The 18194-nt window shown below is 51.4% G+C and carries 13 protein-coding genes; 10 read left to right on the forward strand and 3 right to left on the reverse strand.

Features of this window, described 5'->3' with window-relative positions; translation table 11 throughout:
* The first annotated feature begins 42 nt into the window (after window positions 1-42).
* From B9Y93_RS00690 to B9Y93_RS00720, 7 genes are all read left to right on the forward strand, one after another.
* Window positions 43-2340, forward strand: coding sequence for a thiamine pyrophosphate-dependent enzyme (locus tag B9Y93_RS00690; RefSeq protein WP_085493900.1), 2298 nt, complete (start codon window positions 43-45; stop codon window positions 2338-2340).
* A gap of 191 nt (window positions 2341-2531) precedes the next feature.
* Window positions 2532-3308, forward strand: a complete 777-nt coding sequence (locus tag B9Y93_RS00695; protein WP_085492448.1) for an NAD-dependent protein deacylase — start codon at window positions 2532-2534, stop codon at window positions 3306-3308.
* 31 nt (window positions 3309-3339) lie between these two features.
* Window positions 3340-4830 (forward strand): FGGY-family carbohydrate kinase, encoded by a 1491-nt coding sequence (locus B9Y93_RS00700; RefSeq protein ID WP_085492449.1) that lies wholly within the window; start codon window positions 3340-3342, stop codon window positions 4828-4830.
* 291 nt (window positions 4831-5121) lie between these two features.
* A complete protein-coding gene (locus B9Y93_RS00705) occupies window positions 5122-6177 on the forward strand; it encodes a FecCD family ABC transporter permease (protein WP_085492450.1) in 1056 nt (351 codons plus the stop codon).
* A 38-nt stretch (window positions 6178-6215) separates the two neighbouring features.
* Complete coding sequence (locus B9Y93_RS00710) at window positions 6216-7211, forward strand: FecCD family ABC transporter permease (RefSeq protein ID WP_370739008.1); 996 nt, start codon at window positions 6216-6218, stop codon at window positions 7209-7211.
* A 90-nt stretch (window positions 7212-7301) separates the two neighbouring features.
* The gene (locus tag B9Y93_RS00715) at window positions 7302-8909 is read left to right on the forward strand and encodes an AraC family transcriptional regulator (RefSeq protein ID WP_085492452.1); all 1608 of its coding nucleotides are present in this window, start codon (window positions 7302-7304) and stop codon (window positions 8907-8909) included.
* 92 nt (window positions 8910-9001) lie between these two features.
* Window positions 9002-10030 carry an ABC transporter substrate-binding protein gene (locus B9Y93_RS00720; RefSeq protein ID WP_085492453.1) on the forward strand — a complete coding sequence of 343 codons (1029 nt, stop codon included), beginning with the start codon at window positions 9002-9004 and terminating at the stop codon, window positions 10028-10030.
* Between the two features lie 66 nt (window positions 10031-10096).
* On the opposite strand, the gene B9Y93_RS00725 is transcribed toward B9Y93_RS00720, so the two are convergent.
* The 3 genes from B9Y93_RS00725 to B9Y93_RS00735 all read right to left on the reverse strand — a co-directional run bounded on the left by B9Y93_RS00725 (window position 10097) and on the right by B9Y93_RS00735 (window position 14136).
* Window positions 10097-11773 carry a helix-turn-helix domain-containing protein gene (locus B9Y93_RS00725; RefSeq protein WP_085492454.1) on the reverse strand — a complete coding sequence of 559 codons (1677 nt, stop codon included), beginning with the start codon at window positions 11771-11773 and terminating at the stop codon, window positions 10097-10099.
* A 148-nt stretch (window positions 11774-11921) separates the two neighbouring features.
* Entirely contained in the window at window positions 11922-12929 is a 1008-nt protein-coding gene (locus B9Y93_RS00730) for an ABC transporter substrate-binding protein (protein WP_085492455.1), read from the reverse strand.
* Window positions 12930-13179: 250 nt separating this feature from the next.
* Window positions 13180-14136, reverse strand: coding sequence for an AraC family transcriptional regulator (locus B9Y93_RS00735; RefSeq protein ID WP_085492456.1), 957 nt, complete (start codon window positions 14134-14136; stop codon window positions 13180-13182).
* A 166-nt stretch (window positions 14137-14302) separates the two neighbouring features.
* Between B9Y93_RS00735 and B9Y93_RS00740 the strand changes: the two genes are divergently transcribed.
* From B9Y93_RS00740 to B9Y93_RS00750, 3 genes are read left to right on the forward strand one after another with little or no spacing between them, the layout of a single operon-like run.
* Window positions 14303-15496, forward strand: coding sequence for a galactokinase (locus tag B9Y93_RS00740; protein ID WP_085492457.1), 1194 nt, complete (start codon window positions 14303-14305; stop codon window positions 15494-15496).
* 3 nt (window positions 15497-15499) lie between these two features.
* A complete protein-coding gene (galE, locus tag B9Y93_RS00745; protein ID WP_085492458.1) occupies window positions 15500-16486 on the forward strand; it encodes a UDP-glucose 4-epimerase GalE in 987 nt (328 codons plus the stop codon).
* 50 nt (window positions 16487-16536) lie between these two features.
* A complete protein-coding gene (locus tag B9Y93_RS00750; RefSeq protein ID WP_244903257.1) occupies window positions 16537-18192 on the forward strand; it encodes a UDP-glucose--hexose-1-phosphate uridylyltransferase in 1656 nt (551 codons plus the stop codon).
* The last annotated feature ends 2 nt before the right edge of the window (window positions 18193-18194 follow it).

Genomic DNA, 18194 nt, shown 5'->3' on the forward strand with positions numbered 1-18194 from the left:
TAGAGGAAAAATGAAGGGTAAAGGGGGAGAGGACCCGTGTCCATGGAGGCAGCAAACTCGACTACAACGAGCAAGATTGAAGAACGCATTGTCTATGAATCTGGCAATGAGATGGCCGCTTACGCCGCCTATCAAATCAACTATCATATTATGGGGTATTATCCGATTTCGCCTTCTACTGAGGTCGCCCAGTTTCTTGATCTAATGAAGGCCAATGGACAGCATGACATTAAGCTCATTCCAGCGGATGGCGAACATAGCTCTGCAGGGATCTGCTATGGAGCGTCGACAGCAGGCGGACGGGTGTTCAATGCAACGAGCGCCAATGGGTATATGTATATGCTTGAGCAGATGCCTGTTCAGTCGGGCACGCGCTTCCCGATGGTCATGAATCTGGTATGCCGATCTGTATCAGGACCGCTCAATATTCATGGCGATCATTCAGATTTGTACTTCGCGCTGAATACAGGCTGGCCGATTCTGCTCTGCCGCGATCCGCAGGCCGTGTATGATATGAACGTGATGGCGATCAAGCTGGCGGAAGATCCAGAGGTTCGCCTGCCGGTTATGGTTGCTTATGACGGCTACTTCACATCTCACCAGAAGCGCCGCGTAACGACTTTTGCAAACGTTGAGGATGTGCGTGCATTTGTTGGCGAGCAGCCAACAGGCTTCGCCAATACCCTTGACCGCGATAATCCGATCACGGTAGGACCTTACATGAACGAGCCGGATTATATCAACAACTGCTATCAACAGTCCATGGCGATGTACAAGGCCGGCGAAGTGTTTGACCGCATTCGCAAGGAGTATAGAGAGCTAACGGGCCGCGATTATCCGGTACTTGATCTATATCGCATGGAAGATGCTGAGGTTGCGGTCTTCTTGCTGAATTCCTCGGCTGAGATTATAAAAGATGTAGTCGATCAGCTGCGGGCGGAAGGCATCAAGGCAGGCTCCATCTCGCCAAATATCATTCGGCCGTTCCCAGCGAAGGAGATCGCTGAGGCGCTCAAACACGTGAAGGCTGTGACAGTAGGCGATCGCGCTGATTCTTATGGCGGCCATGGCGGCAATATGGTTAATGAGATCAAGTCAGCTTTAATGACCTATGGGGTGCATGAGCCGATGGTGATCAGCCGCATTTATGGTCTTGGCGGCAAAGACTTCTATGCCGAGGATGGCCACGCCTTCTTCCAATATGCGCTTGATGCGGTTGAGAAAGGCGCAGTAGAGAAGCCATTTGATTACCATGGGCACACAGCAGGCGATCCAAGTCAGGCGCCGAAGCGGGTTGTTGAGCCGCTGAAGCTGGAGGATCTGAAGACAGGTTTGATTAAGGTTACACCGAATGAAGAGACCGGCAAGCTTAATGTGCGAATTCCGCCGCTTCGCAATCTAACCCGCAAGCCAAAGCGAATTGCTCCAGGCCATGGGGCTTGCCCAGGATGCGGCATCTTCTCTGGCCTTGAAATGTTCTTCAAGGGCATTGAAGGGGATATTGTGACCTTGTTCCACACAGGCTGTGCGATGGTGGTGACAACTGGTTATCCATACTCGGCGCATAAGGCGACTTATATCCATAACTTGTTCCAGAACGGCGCAGCCACATTATCCGGCGTGGTGGAGATGTTCTGGGAGCGCAAGCGCCGCGGCGAGCTGGATCATTTGAATCTATCCGATGACTTTACCTTTGTTATGGTTACTGGAGACGGTGGCATGGATATTGGTATGGGGCCAGCCATCGGGGCTGCGCTTCGCAATCATAAGATGATTATTCTAGAGTACGATAACGAAGGCTACATGAATACGGGCGCGCAGATGTCGTATTCTACGCCGCTTGGCCATCGCACTTCGACATCCAATGTCGGCTCTGTGCAGCGCGGCAAAGGGTTCCATCATAAGGATACCGCACAGATCATGGCTGCTACGAACATCCCGTATGTGTTTACAGGCAGCGAAGCGAATCCGCAGGATCTCGTGAAAAAGGCAGCGAAAGCCCAGTGGTATGCGCAGCAGGAAGGGCTTGCTTATGGGAAAATTCTCATTACTTGTCCGCTGAACTGGCTGTCGGATGAGAAAGATGGAACATCGATCATTCAGGCTGCAGTCGATTCCTGCTTCTTCCCGCTGTATGAGGTAGAGCAGGGCATCACAACGATCACTTACGATCCTGAGGAGAAAAATAAGCGAATTGCCTTATCGGATTGGCTGAAGCAGATGGGCAAGACACGCCATCTGACGAAGCCGGAGAATGAAGCCAGCCTGCACGCCTTCGAGCAGGAGGTAGAACGCCGCTGGCAGATGCTTAAGGCTAAGCATGAAAGTCCGTTCTTATAAGTTAAATAGATGAAATGAAAGATAAAGGACCGCTTTCCTGAAGCTGCGCCGACATGGGTTTATCAGGCTGTAATGGCTTGAACCGTGTCGGCTGTGGTTTAGCCAGGGAGCGGTCTTTTTGTATGACTGTGCTATACTAAAGAGGTTAGCAGAGGACGACGGCTAAAGACATGACAAGGAGGAAGGTTGAGATGAAGAAAGAACCTATCCGCTACGAGGAACAGGTTCAGAAGCTGGCAGAGCTGCTTCGCTCCAGCGAACGCATCGTGTTCTTTGGTGGAGCAGGCACTTCCACAGAAAGCGGTATTCCGGACTTTCGTTCTGCGGGAGGAGTATTCAAGGGAGAGGAAGGCAAGGTGCCTTACCCTTATCCGCCCGAGGTGATGGTAAGCCGCTCCTTCTTCTACCAGAACACAGAGATGTTCTATACGTTTTATCGCGACAAGCTGATTCATCCTGAGGCCAAGCCGAATCCTGGTCATCAGGTGCTTGCGAAGCTTGAGGAGGAAGGTAGACTCCAAGCAGTCATTACGCAAAATATTGATGGCCTGCATCAGCTTGCAGGCAGCAGGGAAGTGATTGAGCTGCACGGCTCCATTCATCGCAATGATTGCTTGTCCTGTAGAGCTAGATATGACCTGTCCACTGTGCTGCACAGTTCAACCAATATACCAGCTTGTCCGGCCTGTGGAGGAATGCTGAAACCGGACGTGGTGCTGTACGAGGAGGCGCTTCATGAAGAGGATATCGCCTCAGCTATTCATCATGTTCAAGCGGCCGATCTGCTCATTATCGGGGGGACCTCGCTTAGCGTGCAGCCGGCGGCAAGCTTTGTACAGATGGGGCGGGGAGCTAGAATTGTGCTGATGAATCGCACGGAGACGTCCATGGATTGGCAGGCGGAAGCGATATTCAGAGAGCCGCTAGGGAAGCTGTTGGCCGATGCTTATCTGGCGCTGAAGCGTTAGATCCATAGGAGTGAAGAGGGGGAAGCTTTACATGTACATGATGGGGATCGATCTTGGCACAACGAATCGTAAAGTCGGGTTGTTCGATGAGAACGGACGGGAGCTCGCTATAGCGAGCCGGCCAACGGTGGCTATTGAGACGTCAGAAGGCCATTCGGTATATGATCCTGAAGCACTGTGGCAGGATGTCGTAGATATGATCAAGGAAGTCACGGCAAAGTCAGGCGCCAAGCGCGTTCAGACAATCGGAATCGCGAGCATGGCAGAAAGCGGTCTGCTGGTGAATAAGGAGACGGGACGGATTCAATCGCCGCTGCTGCCGTGGTTTGAGACAAGCTCAGCTCCGCAAGCGGAAATGATTAAGCGATCGGATACTCCGCTCGCCTTGTTCCAGCGCACGGGGCTTCATTTGTCCTTCAAGCATGGATTGCCGAAGCTGCTATGGCTGTATGATCGTGATCAAGAGATGTTTCGTGATGCCAAGTGGCTGTCCGTATCTGGCTTTATTGCCTATCGGCTGAGCGGGGTTATGGCATGTGATCCCACGCTTGCAACGAGGACGTTTGCGTATGACATGAGAAGGGACGAGTGGGATACGGCCTGGATTCAGGAGTTTGGCCTGCCAGCCGATGTATTCCCAGACGTTGTGCCGAGCGGAGCTCCACTCGGTACGGTAAAGACCGAGCTCGCCGCTTCGCTTGGCCTTGAAGCTTCGACAACAGTAGCCATCGCGGGTCACGATCATGTCGCGGCCTCCCTGGCCGTCGGGGCGGTGGAGCCAGGCGAGGTGTTTGCCTCTATGGGTACTGCGGAGACCTTGGTTGGCATGATGAAGCCAAGAGCGCTAGGCCAAGCGGAGTTCGAGACCGGCCTATCTTATGGCTATCATGTCATACCAGGGTATCAGTTCTGGATGGGAGGCAATGCCGCTTCTGGCGGCGCAGTCGAGTGGATTCGCAAGCAGCTTGGGGATGATGCGCTAAGCTACGACGAGATTGCAGAGCTGCTCATGGAAACGGAGAATGCCCCTAGCGAGGTGCTGTTCTTCCCTTATCTGTCGGGAAGCGGCGCCCCTTATCCGAACTCGCGTACTCGCGCATCCTTTATCGGATTAAGCTATGCCCATGGCAAGGCTGATCTTATTCGAGCAGTGTGCGAAGGCACCGCCTATCAGCTCACGATGATCAAGGAGAGCGCAGAGCATGTAACGGGACATCCGATTCATGTCATTCGCGCTGTTGGCGGCGGAACGCGTTTGAAGCCATGGCTTCAGATGAAGGCGAATGCAGCCAATGTGACGCTTATCGTGCCGCCAGTTGACGAAGCGACCTTGCAAGGCGCAGCCTATACCGCACTGCTTGGTGCTGGGCATCTGAAAGATTTAGGAGAGCTTAAGCAGCTGGTCGAAGGACGCGGAGTTGAGCAGCTTGATCCGGATGCTAAGCTTCATGCCCAGTATAAGCAAGTATATGAGCAGCAATATGTGGCAATGGCTGCAGAGCTGAGACGCTTAAGCCAATAGCGAGGGACAATAGCGAGGGACAATAGATGTTCTGCTGCGTGGCCTGATTCGCAGGAATTAGGATCGAGCAGTTTAGCCTGCAGGAGAGAACAAGGAAATAAGAAGTGGATGGAAGCCAATCCTGTTGTTGTAGGGGTTGGCTTCTTTTTTGCGCTGTCTTGATTATGTCCAAAGAAAAACTTGAGTTTGTCTATTGCCAATTCATGCAACATGGACATACAATGGTCTTTGTGATATTGATAATCAATATCAATAAAATGGAACGACTATACTGAACAAGGGTGACAGCATATGAGTGCATCTCTGCATGCAGGTAATAAACAGACAGACTCAACAAAAGTTAAGCTCAAGTCCCGGCCGTTGGCGGCTACGATCATCATGATCGGCGGCTTGATTGCTCTGGCGTTTGGCGTGGGACTCTCGGTATCCTTCGGAGCGGCCGACATCAAGCTTGCTGTGGTGTGGGACGCCATTTTTCACTTTGACAGCAATAATACCGCGCACCAAGTCATTCATGAGCTGCGCTTGCCGCGCGTATTCGGCGGCGCCATGATCGGTGCATGCTTTGCGGTTGCGGGGGCATTGATGCAGGGCATGACCCGCAACCCGCTCGCTGATTCCGGCTTGCTCGGCCTTAATGCGGGAGCGGGTTTTGTTTTAGCCATATGCTTTGCCTTATTTCCGGGACTACCCTTTATGTATCTGATCATTTACTCCTTCTTCGGCGCTGCGCTCGGAGCTGTTCTGGTCTATGGCATCGGGGCCGTGGGCAAAGGGCGCACTTCTCCTGTTCGATTGGTGCTTGCGGGAGCGGCGCTAAGTGCTCTGCTGACGGCGTTGAGTGAAGGCATTGCGCTGTACTTTCAAGTTGGACAGGACTTGGCCTTTTGGTACGCAGGGGGAGTTGCGGGAACAAAGTGGTATCAGCTTGAGATGATGTTTCCTTGGGTTGCAGCTGCCTTGCTGGCTGCAATTGTACTGTCTCCATCCATCACGACCTTAAGCTTAGGTGAGGATATTGCGAAGGGGCTGGGCCAGCGGACAGGGCTTGTTCGCTTGCTGGGTACGATCGTCGTCGTTATATTGGCTGGCGCCGCGGTCTCTGTCGTTGGAGCCGTTAGCTTCGTTGGGCTGATGATACCGCATATGGCACGTTATTTGGTCGGTGTGGATTATCGTTATATCATACCGTGCTCGGCAGTATTGGGAAGTCTTCTTGTCGTTTTCGCGGACCTTGCCGCTAGAATGGTCAACCCTCCATATGAGACTCCGATTGGTGCAATAATCGCATTAATTGGCGTTCCCTTTTTCTTATACCTTGCACGTAAAGAGAGAAGGGAGCTGTAAGCATGAACAACAACATGATAACGACGGAGCAGCAAAGGATGCAGCGAGGCTTGATCGTTTGTCTCGTATTTACGATTCTTATCGTCCTTGCCTTCATGATTAGTGTAAATACTGGACCGATCCGCTTAACTCCAGAGGAGCTGATCCGAACGCTGTTTGGAAAAGGGACTGCAAAGCAAGAGCTCATTCTGTTTGATTTTCGTCTGCCGCGGATTGTGATCTCCATGCTCATTGGTGCAGGACTTGCAGTATCAGGCTGCGTTATGCAGAGCATCTCTCGCAATGCGCTTGCTGACCCGGGCATCCTGGGCATTAATGCTGGAGCCGGACTTATGGTTATGCTGTTTGTATCCTTCTACCCGAATATGGCGACGGCTCCAATTATGGCGCTTCCGCTGCTTGCACTGCTTGGTGCCGGACTAACGGCGGCATTGATCTATATTCTCGCTTATAAGCAAAATGAGGGACTGTCTCCGACACGTCTGCTTCTAACAGGGATTGCAGTAGCTGCGGGAATCAGTGCAGCGATGATTGTGCTAACGCTAAGACTGAGTCCAGAGAAATATCAATTTGTCGCTTCTTGGCTTGCAGGAAGCATTTGGGGCTCCAATTGGAAGTTTGTACTGGCGCTCCTGCCATGGATCGTCGTGCTGCTGCCGCTTGTTTTCTATAAAGCACGTGTTCTGAATGTGATGAACTTGGGTGATCAGATCGCCACAGGGCTTGGTGCATCTGTGGAGCGGGAGCGACTTGTCCTTATTGCCTGCTCCGTTGCGCTTGCAGGCGCATGTGTTGCTGTAAGCGGCGGAATCGGCTTTGTCGGACTGATTGGGCCGCATCTCGCGCGCAGGCTTGTGGGGCCAAAGCATGAGCTCCTCCTGCCGACAACCGCCTTGGCCGGCACTCTGCTTGTATTGACAGCTGATACGCTGGGCCGCTGGATTCTTCAGCCTTCTGAGATTCCGACTGGAGTTGTGGTTGCAGTTATCGGCGCTCCGTATTTTCTCTATCTGCTTGCCAAAACGAAAGCGTAGCAGTGTTCTTGACACCGCTCTTTTTAGTTGATTAAGAAGATGGCTCATGAGATGTTTCTGTGAAAAGCGCTGTCAGAGGAGGTCGGCATCATGCACAAATGGATACATAAACATCGTTCCCCTGCATGCTTTGTGCCTGTTCAACTGAGTGAATGGGAAAGCATTACCCTACAAAATTACGAAGGGGAAGCATCGCCTTATTACCGAATCGTTGTCGTTGTGAGCGGCAGGGGCATCCTGCAGGGAGAAGAGAAGGAACATTTGATCTCGCGACGGGATATGGTACGCTGCCCTCCCGGGCAGCGCCTAAGCATAGTAGGCAGCACTCGTGCTCCCCTTCACGTTATTCAGCTCGAATATCATGCTCTAGGCGAACAGAATAAGCTGCCCCAAGCGGTTCGGGAACAAGCGTGGATCACTCCTTGTTCGATCGAGACCATGAGGGTTGTGCTTGAGCTGAGACAAGCATGGCTTCATCCTAGAGCAGGGGAGCCTTATCGTATCCAGCAGCTGTTCACGGAGCTGCTTATTGCTGTGGAGAAGGAGCGGGCAATGGACGAGCAGAACGCCTTGCCTTGGCTTGAGGATGCGCTGGCCTTTATGGAAGCCCATTATCATCAAGAGGTAACGCGCGAGCAGCTTGCGAGCAGAGCGAATGTGAGTCCCGAGCATTTCTCGCGCATGTTCCGCAAGCATACAGGGCGGACCTACACCGCACATTTGACCCTGCTGCGCGTTCGCCATGCCCAAAGGCGGCTATTGACTCAATCGATGGATCTTCATGCGCTCGCGCAGGAAGTAGGCTACAAGGAAAGCACTTATTTAAGCCGCAAATTCAAGGAGCTTGTAAAGCTGTCGCCTACTCGGTATCAGCATAAGCCAAAGCGCATTGCCGCATTGAATGTGAACCATACTGCGAGCCTGCTCGCCTTGGGGGTGGTTCCAGAGCTTGGCGTCTATACGACTTGGCTCAGAGAACAGCTAAGCGGCTCCTGTCACGCTGGCCGCAGGCTTGAAGATTCCTTAGCGCAGTCTGAAGCTTATTACCGCTCAATAGCTGCCGCTGAACCTGATGTCATTATTCATTACGAGGCAGCAGAGGGGAATCGTCAACTGCTGCCTGTGGCTCCTGTGCTGGAAATCCCCGTGGTGACAATGGGGTGGCGTGAGCAGTTTGAATATCTTGGGGCTATTGTGAATCGACTAGAACGAGCACGCCATTGGCTGGAACAATTTACACATCAGGTTGAAGCATGCAATCAACAACTGGATCATAGGCTCGGCTGCCGAGGAACAGCGATGGTGTGGGAGATCTGTGATCATGCCGCTTATGGCATTGGCAGCTGCTACGGTCGCGGGGCTCAGATCCTGTATGAGGAGCTTGGATTCCACGTGCCGCAGAAAGCAATGGAACAGAGCATGCTGACAGAAGGCTATATGGAAGTCCCGATTGAACAAATCACGGACTATTCGGCGGATTACCTGTTTGTTACATCGCTTCCCACGGAACGAGAAGCGCTCAGGCGCGTGGAGCAGCTTTTCTTATCTGAGCAGTGGCAGAGCATGGAAGCGGTACGCCAGGATCATGTGTATATTTTAGATCATGGGGAATTGTTCTATGGCTATGATCCGCTCTCTTCAGCGGCACAGCTGAAGAGATTTATGGAAGTGCTGTGCCCGAATCACAATATTATATAAATGAAGATCATATTTAGGCATGGTCAACTTCTCTCTTGCGTAGTACATTTTATTGAGAATGATTATCGTTATTACAAAAGAGGGGGATCATCATGAACATATCACTTCCACGGCAAAAAAGGGCTAGGCATCGATTCGTTGCAGGCTTCCTGCTGCTTCTTATTTTGAGCATGCTGTCGGCTTGCGGAGCGCAAGAAGCAGCCACGAGCAGTAATGTGGCGCCTGCTTCAGCGAAGGAGGAGAGCACGGCTGTTCAGTCTCGTGATGCGTCTAATGCAGCAGCAGACAGCTCTGAGGTGAGAACAATCTCGACCATCCACGGCGATATAGAGATTCCCGCTCATCCGAAGCGAATTGTGGCAGAGGAATATTTGGGCAGTCTTATTGCGCTTGATGTGATACCCGTAGGCGCTCCAGGGCTGACAACCCAAAATTATTATTTCAAGGAAGCGCTGACGGATGTCGCGGATACAGGCACATATGGCAAGCCATCGGTAGAGAACATTCTAGCACTCAACCCGGACTTGATCATTATGGGCAACGGCGAGAATTACGAGCTGCTCAGCAAAATCGCACCGACAATCGTAATTCCATATGGCGAGCTCAAAAATGTGCAGGAGGAGCTGACTTACTTCGGCAAGCTGCTTGGCAAGGATACAGAAGCCAAGGCATGGCTGGAGCAATACGATCAGCGCATCGCAGCAGCCAAGAAAAAGGTTGATGCGGCCATTCCAGCAGATGCCTCTTTCTCGATCATGGAAGATGGCGAGAAAAAGATCTGGGTATATGGCGACAACTTCGGCCGCGGCGGGCAGCCCATCTATCAGGCTCTGGGACGCAAAGCGCCGACTCCCATTGCAGATGAGCTCATGGAGAAGAAATGGGCTGAAATCTCGCTTGAACTGCTGGATACATACGCAGGCGACTACATCGTGTTAACGTCCAACCGCCTAAAGATCGAAGACTTGAAGTCTGATCCGATCTGGGCGAGCCTCCCTGCAGTCCAAAACAATCATGTCTACATTTGGCCAGAGGAACGTTCGTGGTATTACGATCCGTTGGCGGTTCTTGCTCAGACGGAGGAACTGACAACATGGCTTGCGGATAACGCCAGCCAATAGATGAAAACGCACTTCTATCGATCAAGCAGGTACTAGCTCTGATCGATAGGGGAGGTGCGTTTGTTATTATGCTTCCATGCCAGCCTTCTTGCTAATGAGCTGGGGAAGCTCATGCAGCAGCCGCTCTCTGGTCAGCGCATCGTTCAGATTCCAATGCAGGGCTGGAATCTGATGGACATGACCTTTTTGCACCGCAGGGAGATTGAGCCAGCTAGCGCTCTGCATCATGCGCTTCGCGGCTTGACGGGATTGTTCATGTTGTCCAAGCAGCAAGAAGATGCGGTCTCCCGCATACAGAGGCAGCTCCTCCTCTTCAATTTCTAAATAGCCATTGCCTGATTCCAAAAGCGGCTGCACGCGATCAACTGCCTTGAAGCCGTCACGGTGATAGAGTGCGGCAGACATTCCGATGGAGCCCATCACAAACAGCCGCTCTCCACGGTCATAAATGAAAACGGTCGCCGTCTCGTTCAGCTGTATCCAAGGCCTGAGTTCATTCCACATGTCCTGCTCTTTGCGCTGGAACGCTTCTAGCCACTGCTTCGCTTCCAACTGCTTTCCAAGAAGTTCTCCTAAGGTCAGGAGCCGCTCCTCAAGCGGTGCGAAGGAGTTGAATGTCACGGTTGGGGCAATGCCAGCGATGGCCCTGTAGAGCTCCTCCTCTTCATTGGCGATAATGATTAGATCCGGTGCCAGCCGCCTCGTCTTCTCCTGATCGAAGGGATGCCCGACATCTTCAATGTGATTAAGCAGATCCTCGTATATGGAGCCTTTCATAAAGGTAGAGGATGTTCCAACAGCCTCAACGCCGAGCGCTATTAGATCACCGAATGTCTCTCCGTGATAGATAAGGCGCTTTGGACGAAGCGGGATCTCCACGACATGGCCTGTCCAATCGGTTACGGTTACGCTGCCGCGCATCAGTCTTGCATACTGCTTGGGGGTGATGCCTACAACTTGTCGGAAGCGGCGATTAAAATAATATTCATCGGTGAACCCGACGGACAGCGCAATCTCTCTTAACGGTTCATCCGAGCTTTGCAGCAGTTCTTTTGCTTTATTGATGCGAACATCCGTTACATAATCGATCGGTTTCTTGCCTGTCAGCTCTTGAAACATCGGTGTATAACGCCAAGACGTTACATTTGCAAGCTGTGCAAGCTGCTTCACGGTAATATTTTCACTGTAATGCTGATTAATATATTGAATCGTCTGCTCTACCGATTGGGTAGGGCTAGGCGCCTTGCCAAGCCGCAGGTTATGTTCAAATATCGTGCTCATAAGCTGCATGAACAGCACCTGCTGATTAAACCAATCGATATCCGACTTCTCATTGCGATTCGCGTAAATCTCTTCGATTGATCGAAGGAAGCGAGACCATGGGTAGACGTATAACTCGTACTGCCCAGGAAAAAGGGGCGAAGGATAGACCTCGATGATGTCATTCGTCTTCCATTGCTCAATCCGAAAGGTTATGTGATAATAGCTAACGCTGCTGGCGCCATCGCTTGTCATGCAAAGAGAGGTCCCCGGCGGGACGATATAGCATTTGCCTGCCGTATAAATGAAAGGCTTGGACTCGATAAGCAGTCCCCCCGTTCCTTCTCTGAACACAAATAAGGAGTGCAGCTCGCATTCAACCCGCTCGAAGGTGCAATTACAGTGATGCCTGATGTAGAGGACATCTTCCAACTGAAACCTTAGGGAACGAAGAGAATGGGAGAGTTCATAGGTAGATCGCATGCGACAGCTCCTTTTTCATGTTGATAATAGTTCTCAATTAAAGATTGTATCCAAAATAAAGAAGCCTTTCAACGGTTTGTTGAAAAGCGTTCTTCCTCATTAACGCTATGCATCTTAAATTCTACTACAAGATGCGCTGAGCTGATCTTTACTTGCTTTCTAGCTTCTTGTTGTTAAGCAGTTCAGGCAGCTGCTGTATGATATATTCCCGCGTTGTGGCATCGCTCTCTGAGAGGCGAATCGGCAGCTGATAGACATGGCCGTTTTTTACTGCGGGCAGATCACTCCAGAGCCTGCTCTTCATCATCTCATTCGTGGATTGAACCGCATCTTCAGAGATAGGGGTAAGGATAAAGATACGATCGCCTGCAACCTCAGGCAGCAGTTCCATCGAGATTTCCTCAAATCCATTGCCCGCATCGAGTACAGTCTGAATGCTTGGCGTTGGCTTAAAGCCGTTTTCTTGATATAGGATTTGCGAGAAGCCAGTTGCGGCCATGACGAATAGGCGGTTGCCGGGGTAATAGGTGAGCACACTAGCCGTTTCGCCAGGCTTTATCTCCGCGCTGTGAAGCTGCTCCCACAGCTGCTGTTCTTTGGCATGGTAGTCCGTAAGCCATTGCTCAGCCTCCTCCTTCTTATCGAAGATATCGCCCATCAAGCGGAGCCGTTCATCAAGCGGTGCAAACGTATCAACCACCAGCGTCGGCGCAATTTTGGACAGTTCGCTATAAATCTTCTCGTCCGTGTTGGCAATCAAGATCAGGTCAGGATCAAGCTCCAATACCTTTTCAAAATGAATAGGGAAGCCGACATCAGTAAGCGAGGTCAACTTGTCTTCAAAAATCGTTCCTTCATAAAAGGCGCTCGCAGCTCCGATCGGCATGATGCCAAGCGCAAGCAGGTCCCCTAACGACTCGCCGTGGAAGACAGCACGCTTAGGAGAAGCAGGAATCGTGACCTGATGTCCGACTGCATCTGTCATGCTGCGCTCTTTTGGTGCGGACGCTTGGTTGGTTTCGCTTTGGGCTGACGTAGTGCTGGGCGCAGGCGAGTTCGCTGCCGAGCCTTCGCTAGATGCGCCGCAAGCCGTTAATAGGGAGCTGAGCAAGACGAAGATGCCAAGCCAAGCTCCTAGTCGTTTTATTTGAAACATGATAGACCTCCTCAAACGTATATAACAATAATGATAATCATTATCAACAAAAGCTATCTTATATAAATTTCGAGGAGAGCTCAATGGATAAATTTTAGATAGGGTCTTCGTTTTGTATAAAGCCATTGTGTATGGCGACACCGAGAGTGAAGGGGGAAGGGCTAGTTCGTTCTTCCCCTGCCATTGCAATTGTCAATGATGCTGCTCGACAAGAGCAGCTTGTGATAATTGTGACTTGGAGCTTGTGGGGCTATTGTTCAATAACGCAGAATACCTGCTGTCGATATTGCGTGGGAGACTGCTGATAGAATCGGCGGAACTGTCTTGAAAAGTAGAGCGCATCAGGGATGCCTACAGATGAAGCAATTTGCTCGATGGTCAGGTCCGGCCGCTCGCGCAGCAGCTGGCGTCCCTTGTCAATTCTAAGCTTCAACAAGAAGGTGACAGGGGACAGCTCCGTCACCTGCTTGAACAGCCGTGACAGGTAGGCTCTGCTGTATCCGAGGCTTGATGCCATCTGCTCCATGGTGAACGGATGGGCATATTGGGTGGACATCATCCGAATCATCTGCCTTACAATTTGCTCAGATTCATGCTCTGGCCGCAAATGCGAATCTCCTTCTGCATCGGTTGCAACCTCTGCATAAGCAGCCATGATAAGATGTAGATACCCTGCTGCCCTGATGTCGCAAGCCGCTGTGCGTTCTTTGAAGTCTTGACGAATGCGAGCCAGCCAATCGAACAGCTGCGTGTTCTCCTTCAGATGGACTACCGGCGCATGCATCGTCAGGCCAGCTCTTCTGACAAGAGAACCAGCCTTCTTGCCTTTGAAGGCGACCCAGCGGTACAGCCAAGGCTCCTTCTCGTCTGCCTGATAATTGACTAGCTGATTCGGCGTGATGAGAAAGGCGTCTCCTGCGCCTAAGGCGAAGGTCTTCCACTCTGTGGAGAATTGGCCTTTGCCATCAATAATCTGGTGAAGCAAATAATAGTCATACAGCTTGGGTCCTAGATGGTGGCCGGGCTTCGTGCGGCTCTCGCCGGCAAATAGAATATGAAGATCCTCGTTCTCGATCAGCACGGGATTCGGGGACACCTCGTAAGACGATTCATAACCAGCCGCATCTAACGAAGAATGCCTGCTGGCCGATTCCTGCTGGTCAAGCAGCAGGTGGGATGTCTCTATTGAACTAGCCTTATCATTCATGGTATACCTCCTGAATCATAGAGGGTGCTGTGGCGATGATAAGGTTATCATATCACATTTATCCATATGTAGTTCACATCAGACTATTACGATCTCCGTATCGAGCAAGTAAGATGGAGATAAGAATCAGAGGTTTAGCATGATAGTCAAAGGAGGAAGTGTTAACATGAGTCACGTGCAATGGCTGGAAGAGTTTGATAATCGTATGGGAAAAGCTGCGGAAAGGGTTCGTTTTTTCCATGCTCCTGGACGTGTAAACCTGATTGGCGAGCATATTGATTACAACGGGGGACTTGTACTGCCTGCAGCGCTTCATATTGGCACGACATTAATGATTAGACCTAGACAGGATCAATGGGTTCGCTTGGCGAGCCTGCAGTTTCCTGAGACGGGAGAAGCCTCCATTCATGCACTTCCTGAAGCAAAAGCGGATGTATGGACGGATTATGTGTATGGCGTTATGCAGGAGCTGGCTGTGGACAATAAGCCTGTGAGGCATGGGTATGACATCCTGATTACTGGCAATATTCCAAATGGCTCGGGCCTGTCCTCCTCCGCTTCATTAGAGGTTGTGGTCGGATATGCGCTGATGACGATGGAAGGCTATGCTATTGATCGGACGAAGCTGGCGGTCTTGTCACAGCGGGCAGAAAACGGATTTGTTGGCGTTAATAGCGGGATAATGGATCAATTTGCAGTATCGCAAGGCAAGAAGGACCATGCGATCCTCTTGAATTGCGACACGCTTGCGTATGAGCATGTTCCATTTCAAATACAAGGCTACAAGCTGGTCATCGGCAACACGAAGAAGCGCCGGGGACTGGTGGATTCCAAATACAATGAGCGCAGATCACAGTGCGAAGCAGCGCTTGCTGTGCTGAAGACGGTTCATCCTGAGCTTGAATATTTGGCTCACTTGAGTCCAGATGCCTTCGAGCAAGCGAAGGAGGCAATTGAGGATGAGACGGTGAGCAATCGGGCCCAGCATGTCGTGTATGAGAATGAGCGGGTGAAGCAGTCGATGACAGCACTTTCTCAAGGCGACCTGAAGGTGTTTGGTGAACTGATGAATGCGTCCCATATGTCCTTGCGCGATCTCTATGAAGTCAGCTGCACCGAGCTAGATGTGATGGTGGAGGCAGCGCTCGCTATTGAGGGAACCTTAGGTTCCAGAATGACTGGCGCAGGCTTTGGCGGATGCACCGTGTCGCTTGTGAAGGAGGAGGCAGTTCCAGCCTTTATCGAGGGTGTGGGTGCTCACTATGAAGAAAAGACTGGCATCACGCCAGAATTCTATGTATGCGAAGTCGGGGATGGCGTGCATGAATGCAGCCATGAAGCGACAATAACGGAGGTGTAGAACATGGCAGTATTAGTAACAGGCGGTGCTGGTTATATTGGCTCACATACCGCAGCTGAATTGATTGCAAGAGGCGAGGAAGTTGTCATTGTCGATTCTTTGGAAACGGGGCATCGCGGCGCGGTGCTGGGCGGTACTTTGGAGATTGGCGACATTCGAGATCAGGAGTTTTTGAATGCGGTATTTGCAAAGCACTCCATCGATGCGGTTATTCACTTTGCTGCTTATTCGCTCGTTGGCGAGAGCATGACGAACCCGGGCAAGTACTATGACAACAACGTACACGGTACCCTTGTGCTGCTGGAAGCCATGCAGGCTCACGGCGTCAAGCATATCGTATTCTCTTCAACGGCAGCCACGTATGGAGAGCCAGAGCGCGCGCCGATCGTAGAGAGCGACCGCACCAATCCAACGAATGTGTATGGAGAGACGAAGCTGGCTATGGAGAAGATGATGGGCTGGTTCGACCAGAGCTATCAGCTTCGCTACGTGGCCTTGCGATATTTCAATGCGGCTGGAGCCCATGAAAACGGGTTGATTGGCGAGGATCATCGGCCAGAATCGCATCTTGTGCCGCTCGTGCTGCAGACGGCTCTTGGGAAGCGGGAAGAGATCGCGGTATTCGGCAGCGACTATGATACCAAGGATGGCACTTGTGTTCGTGATTACATTCATGTCAGTGATCTTGCTGACGCTCATGTTCTTGCTTTGCAATACTTGCGTCAAGGCGGTGCGAGTGATGTGTTTAACCTGGGCAATGGGACAGGATTCTCGGTGCTTGAAGTGATTAAGACTGCAGAGGCAGTAGTAGGCAAGCCGATCCGAACGGTTATGAAGGAACGCCGAGCAGGCGATCCTGCCATATTGATCGCTTCTGCCGATAAAGCCAAGCAGGTACTCGGTTGGCAGCCTAAGCGCGATCAATTGACTCAGATCATGGAAAGCGCGTGGAGATGGCATTCCTCGCGTCCTAACGGCTACGCAGACTAATGGTGATGCAATACAAGAACGAAGCGTTGACGGATAAGGAGGTCATCAATATGGGAGTACAATCCGAATCGATGCGTGAGGAGTTCGCTGCTGTCATGGAATCAGAGGCCCAAAGTGAGGGGATGTCGCTCACCGAGCAGGTGCAGTGGAGCATTGAGGAATTGCTGCGCTATGGAGTGAATAAGCAGCTGATGGAGCCTGCGGACTGTCCGTATGTGCGCAATGCGCTGCTTGATCTGTTCCATCTACGTGAGCCGCATCCGATGTATAAGAGCGAATATGCCAAGGAGCACACGAGCGAAGAAGACGAGCTTCAGCCGATTATGAAGACACTGCTTGATTACGGCCATATTATCGGTCTTACGAAGCATAATACGATAACGGAGCGCGATCTGCTCGATGCAAGAATTACGGGCTTATTGATGCCAAGACCTTCGGAAACCAATGCTAAGTTCCAGCGCACAGCTCGTGAAGAGGGGATCGAGCAGGCGACTGCCCAATTTTACAAGCTGTGTGTAGACAGCAATTATATTCGGATGGATCGGATTCGCAAGAACAGCTACTGGCGTTATGAGAGCGAGTATGGCGATATTGAGATCACGATCAATATGTCGAAGCCGGAGAAAAGCCCAAAAGAGATTCTGGAGGCCAAGAAGGCAGGTACGTCTCATTATCCACAATGCCTTCTCTGCGCAGACAATGTAGGCTATGAGGGGCATTCGAATCATCCAGCCCGCCAGAATCTTCGCCAGATCCCGATTCAACTAGAGGATGAGAGCTGGTTCTTTCAATATTCGCCTTATGTGTATTACAACGAGCACAGCATCGTCTTGCATCATGATCATGTTCCGATGAAGCTGACGAAGCGCACGTTTGAGCGTCTGCTCGCCTTTACAGCCCAGTTCCCGCATTACTTTATCGGCTCGAATGCCGATCTGCCGATCGTCGGCGGCTCGATCCTGAGTCATGACCATTTTCAAGCAGGACGGCATACCTTTGCGATTGAAGAAGCGAAGACGGAGCGCAAGTTCCAGTGGACGGCATATCCTGGCATTGAGGCAAGCATCGTGCACTGGCCTATGAGCGTGCTGCGCCTAGCCGGGAAGGATCGCCATCAGCTTGCTCAAGCTGTTCATGCGATCTATGAGAGCTGGCAGCAGTACAGCGATAGAGAAGCCATGATCATCGCATTTACGGAGTCGGAGGCTGGCAGGGTTCCTCATAATACGGTTACGCCAATTATGAGAAGACGAGGCGAGCTGTATGAGGCAGACGTGGTGCTGCGCAACAACCTGACGAGCGAAGCGCATCCAGAGGGTATTTACCATCCTCACCGGGAGATGCATCATCTGAAGAAGGAGAATATAGGCCTCATTGAAGTGATGGGGCTTGCTATCCTTCCAGCTCGCCTGCAGGCTTCCATTACGAGCATTATCTCGATTCTTGCGGGAGAAGGATCTTGGCAGGAGCAGCGCATGGCGCTTCGCGAAGAGAATGCCTTATATGTGCACAAGGATTGGATAGATGCCTTGGTATCGAAGCATGGCACATCCTTGGACGCTCATGAAGCAGAACATGCAATTAAGCAGGATATGGGACGGTTGTTTGTCGAAATTCTAAGTCAAGCAGGTGTTTATAAGCAAGATGATGCTGGACGTCATGCCTTCTTGCGTTTTACAGAGCACCTGGGGATGGAAGAAATCTGACG

The sequence above is a fragment of the Paenibacillus aquistagni genome, from assembly GCF_900177815.1.
Classification (GTDB): Bacteria; Bacillota; Bacilli; order Paenibacillales; family Paenibacillaceae; genus Paenibacillus_B; species Paenibacillus_B aquistagni.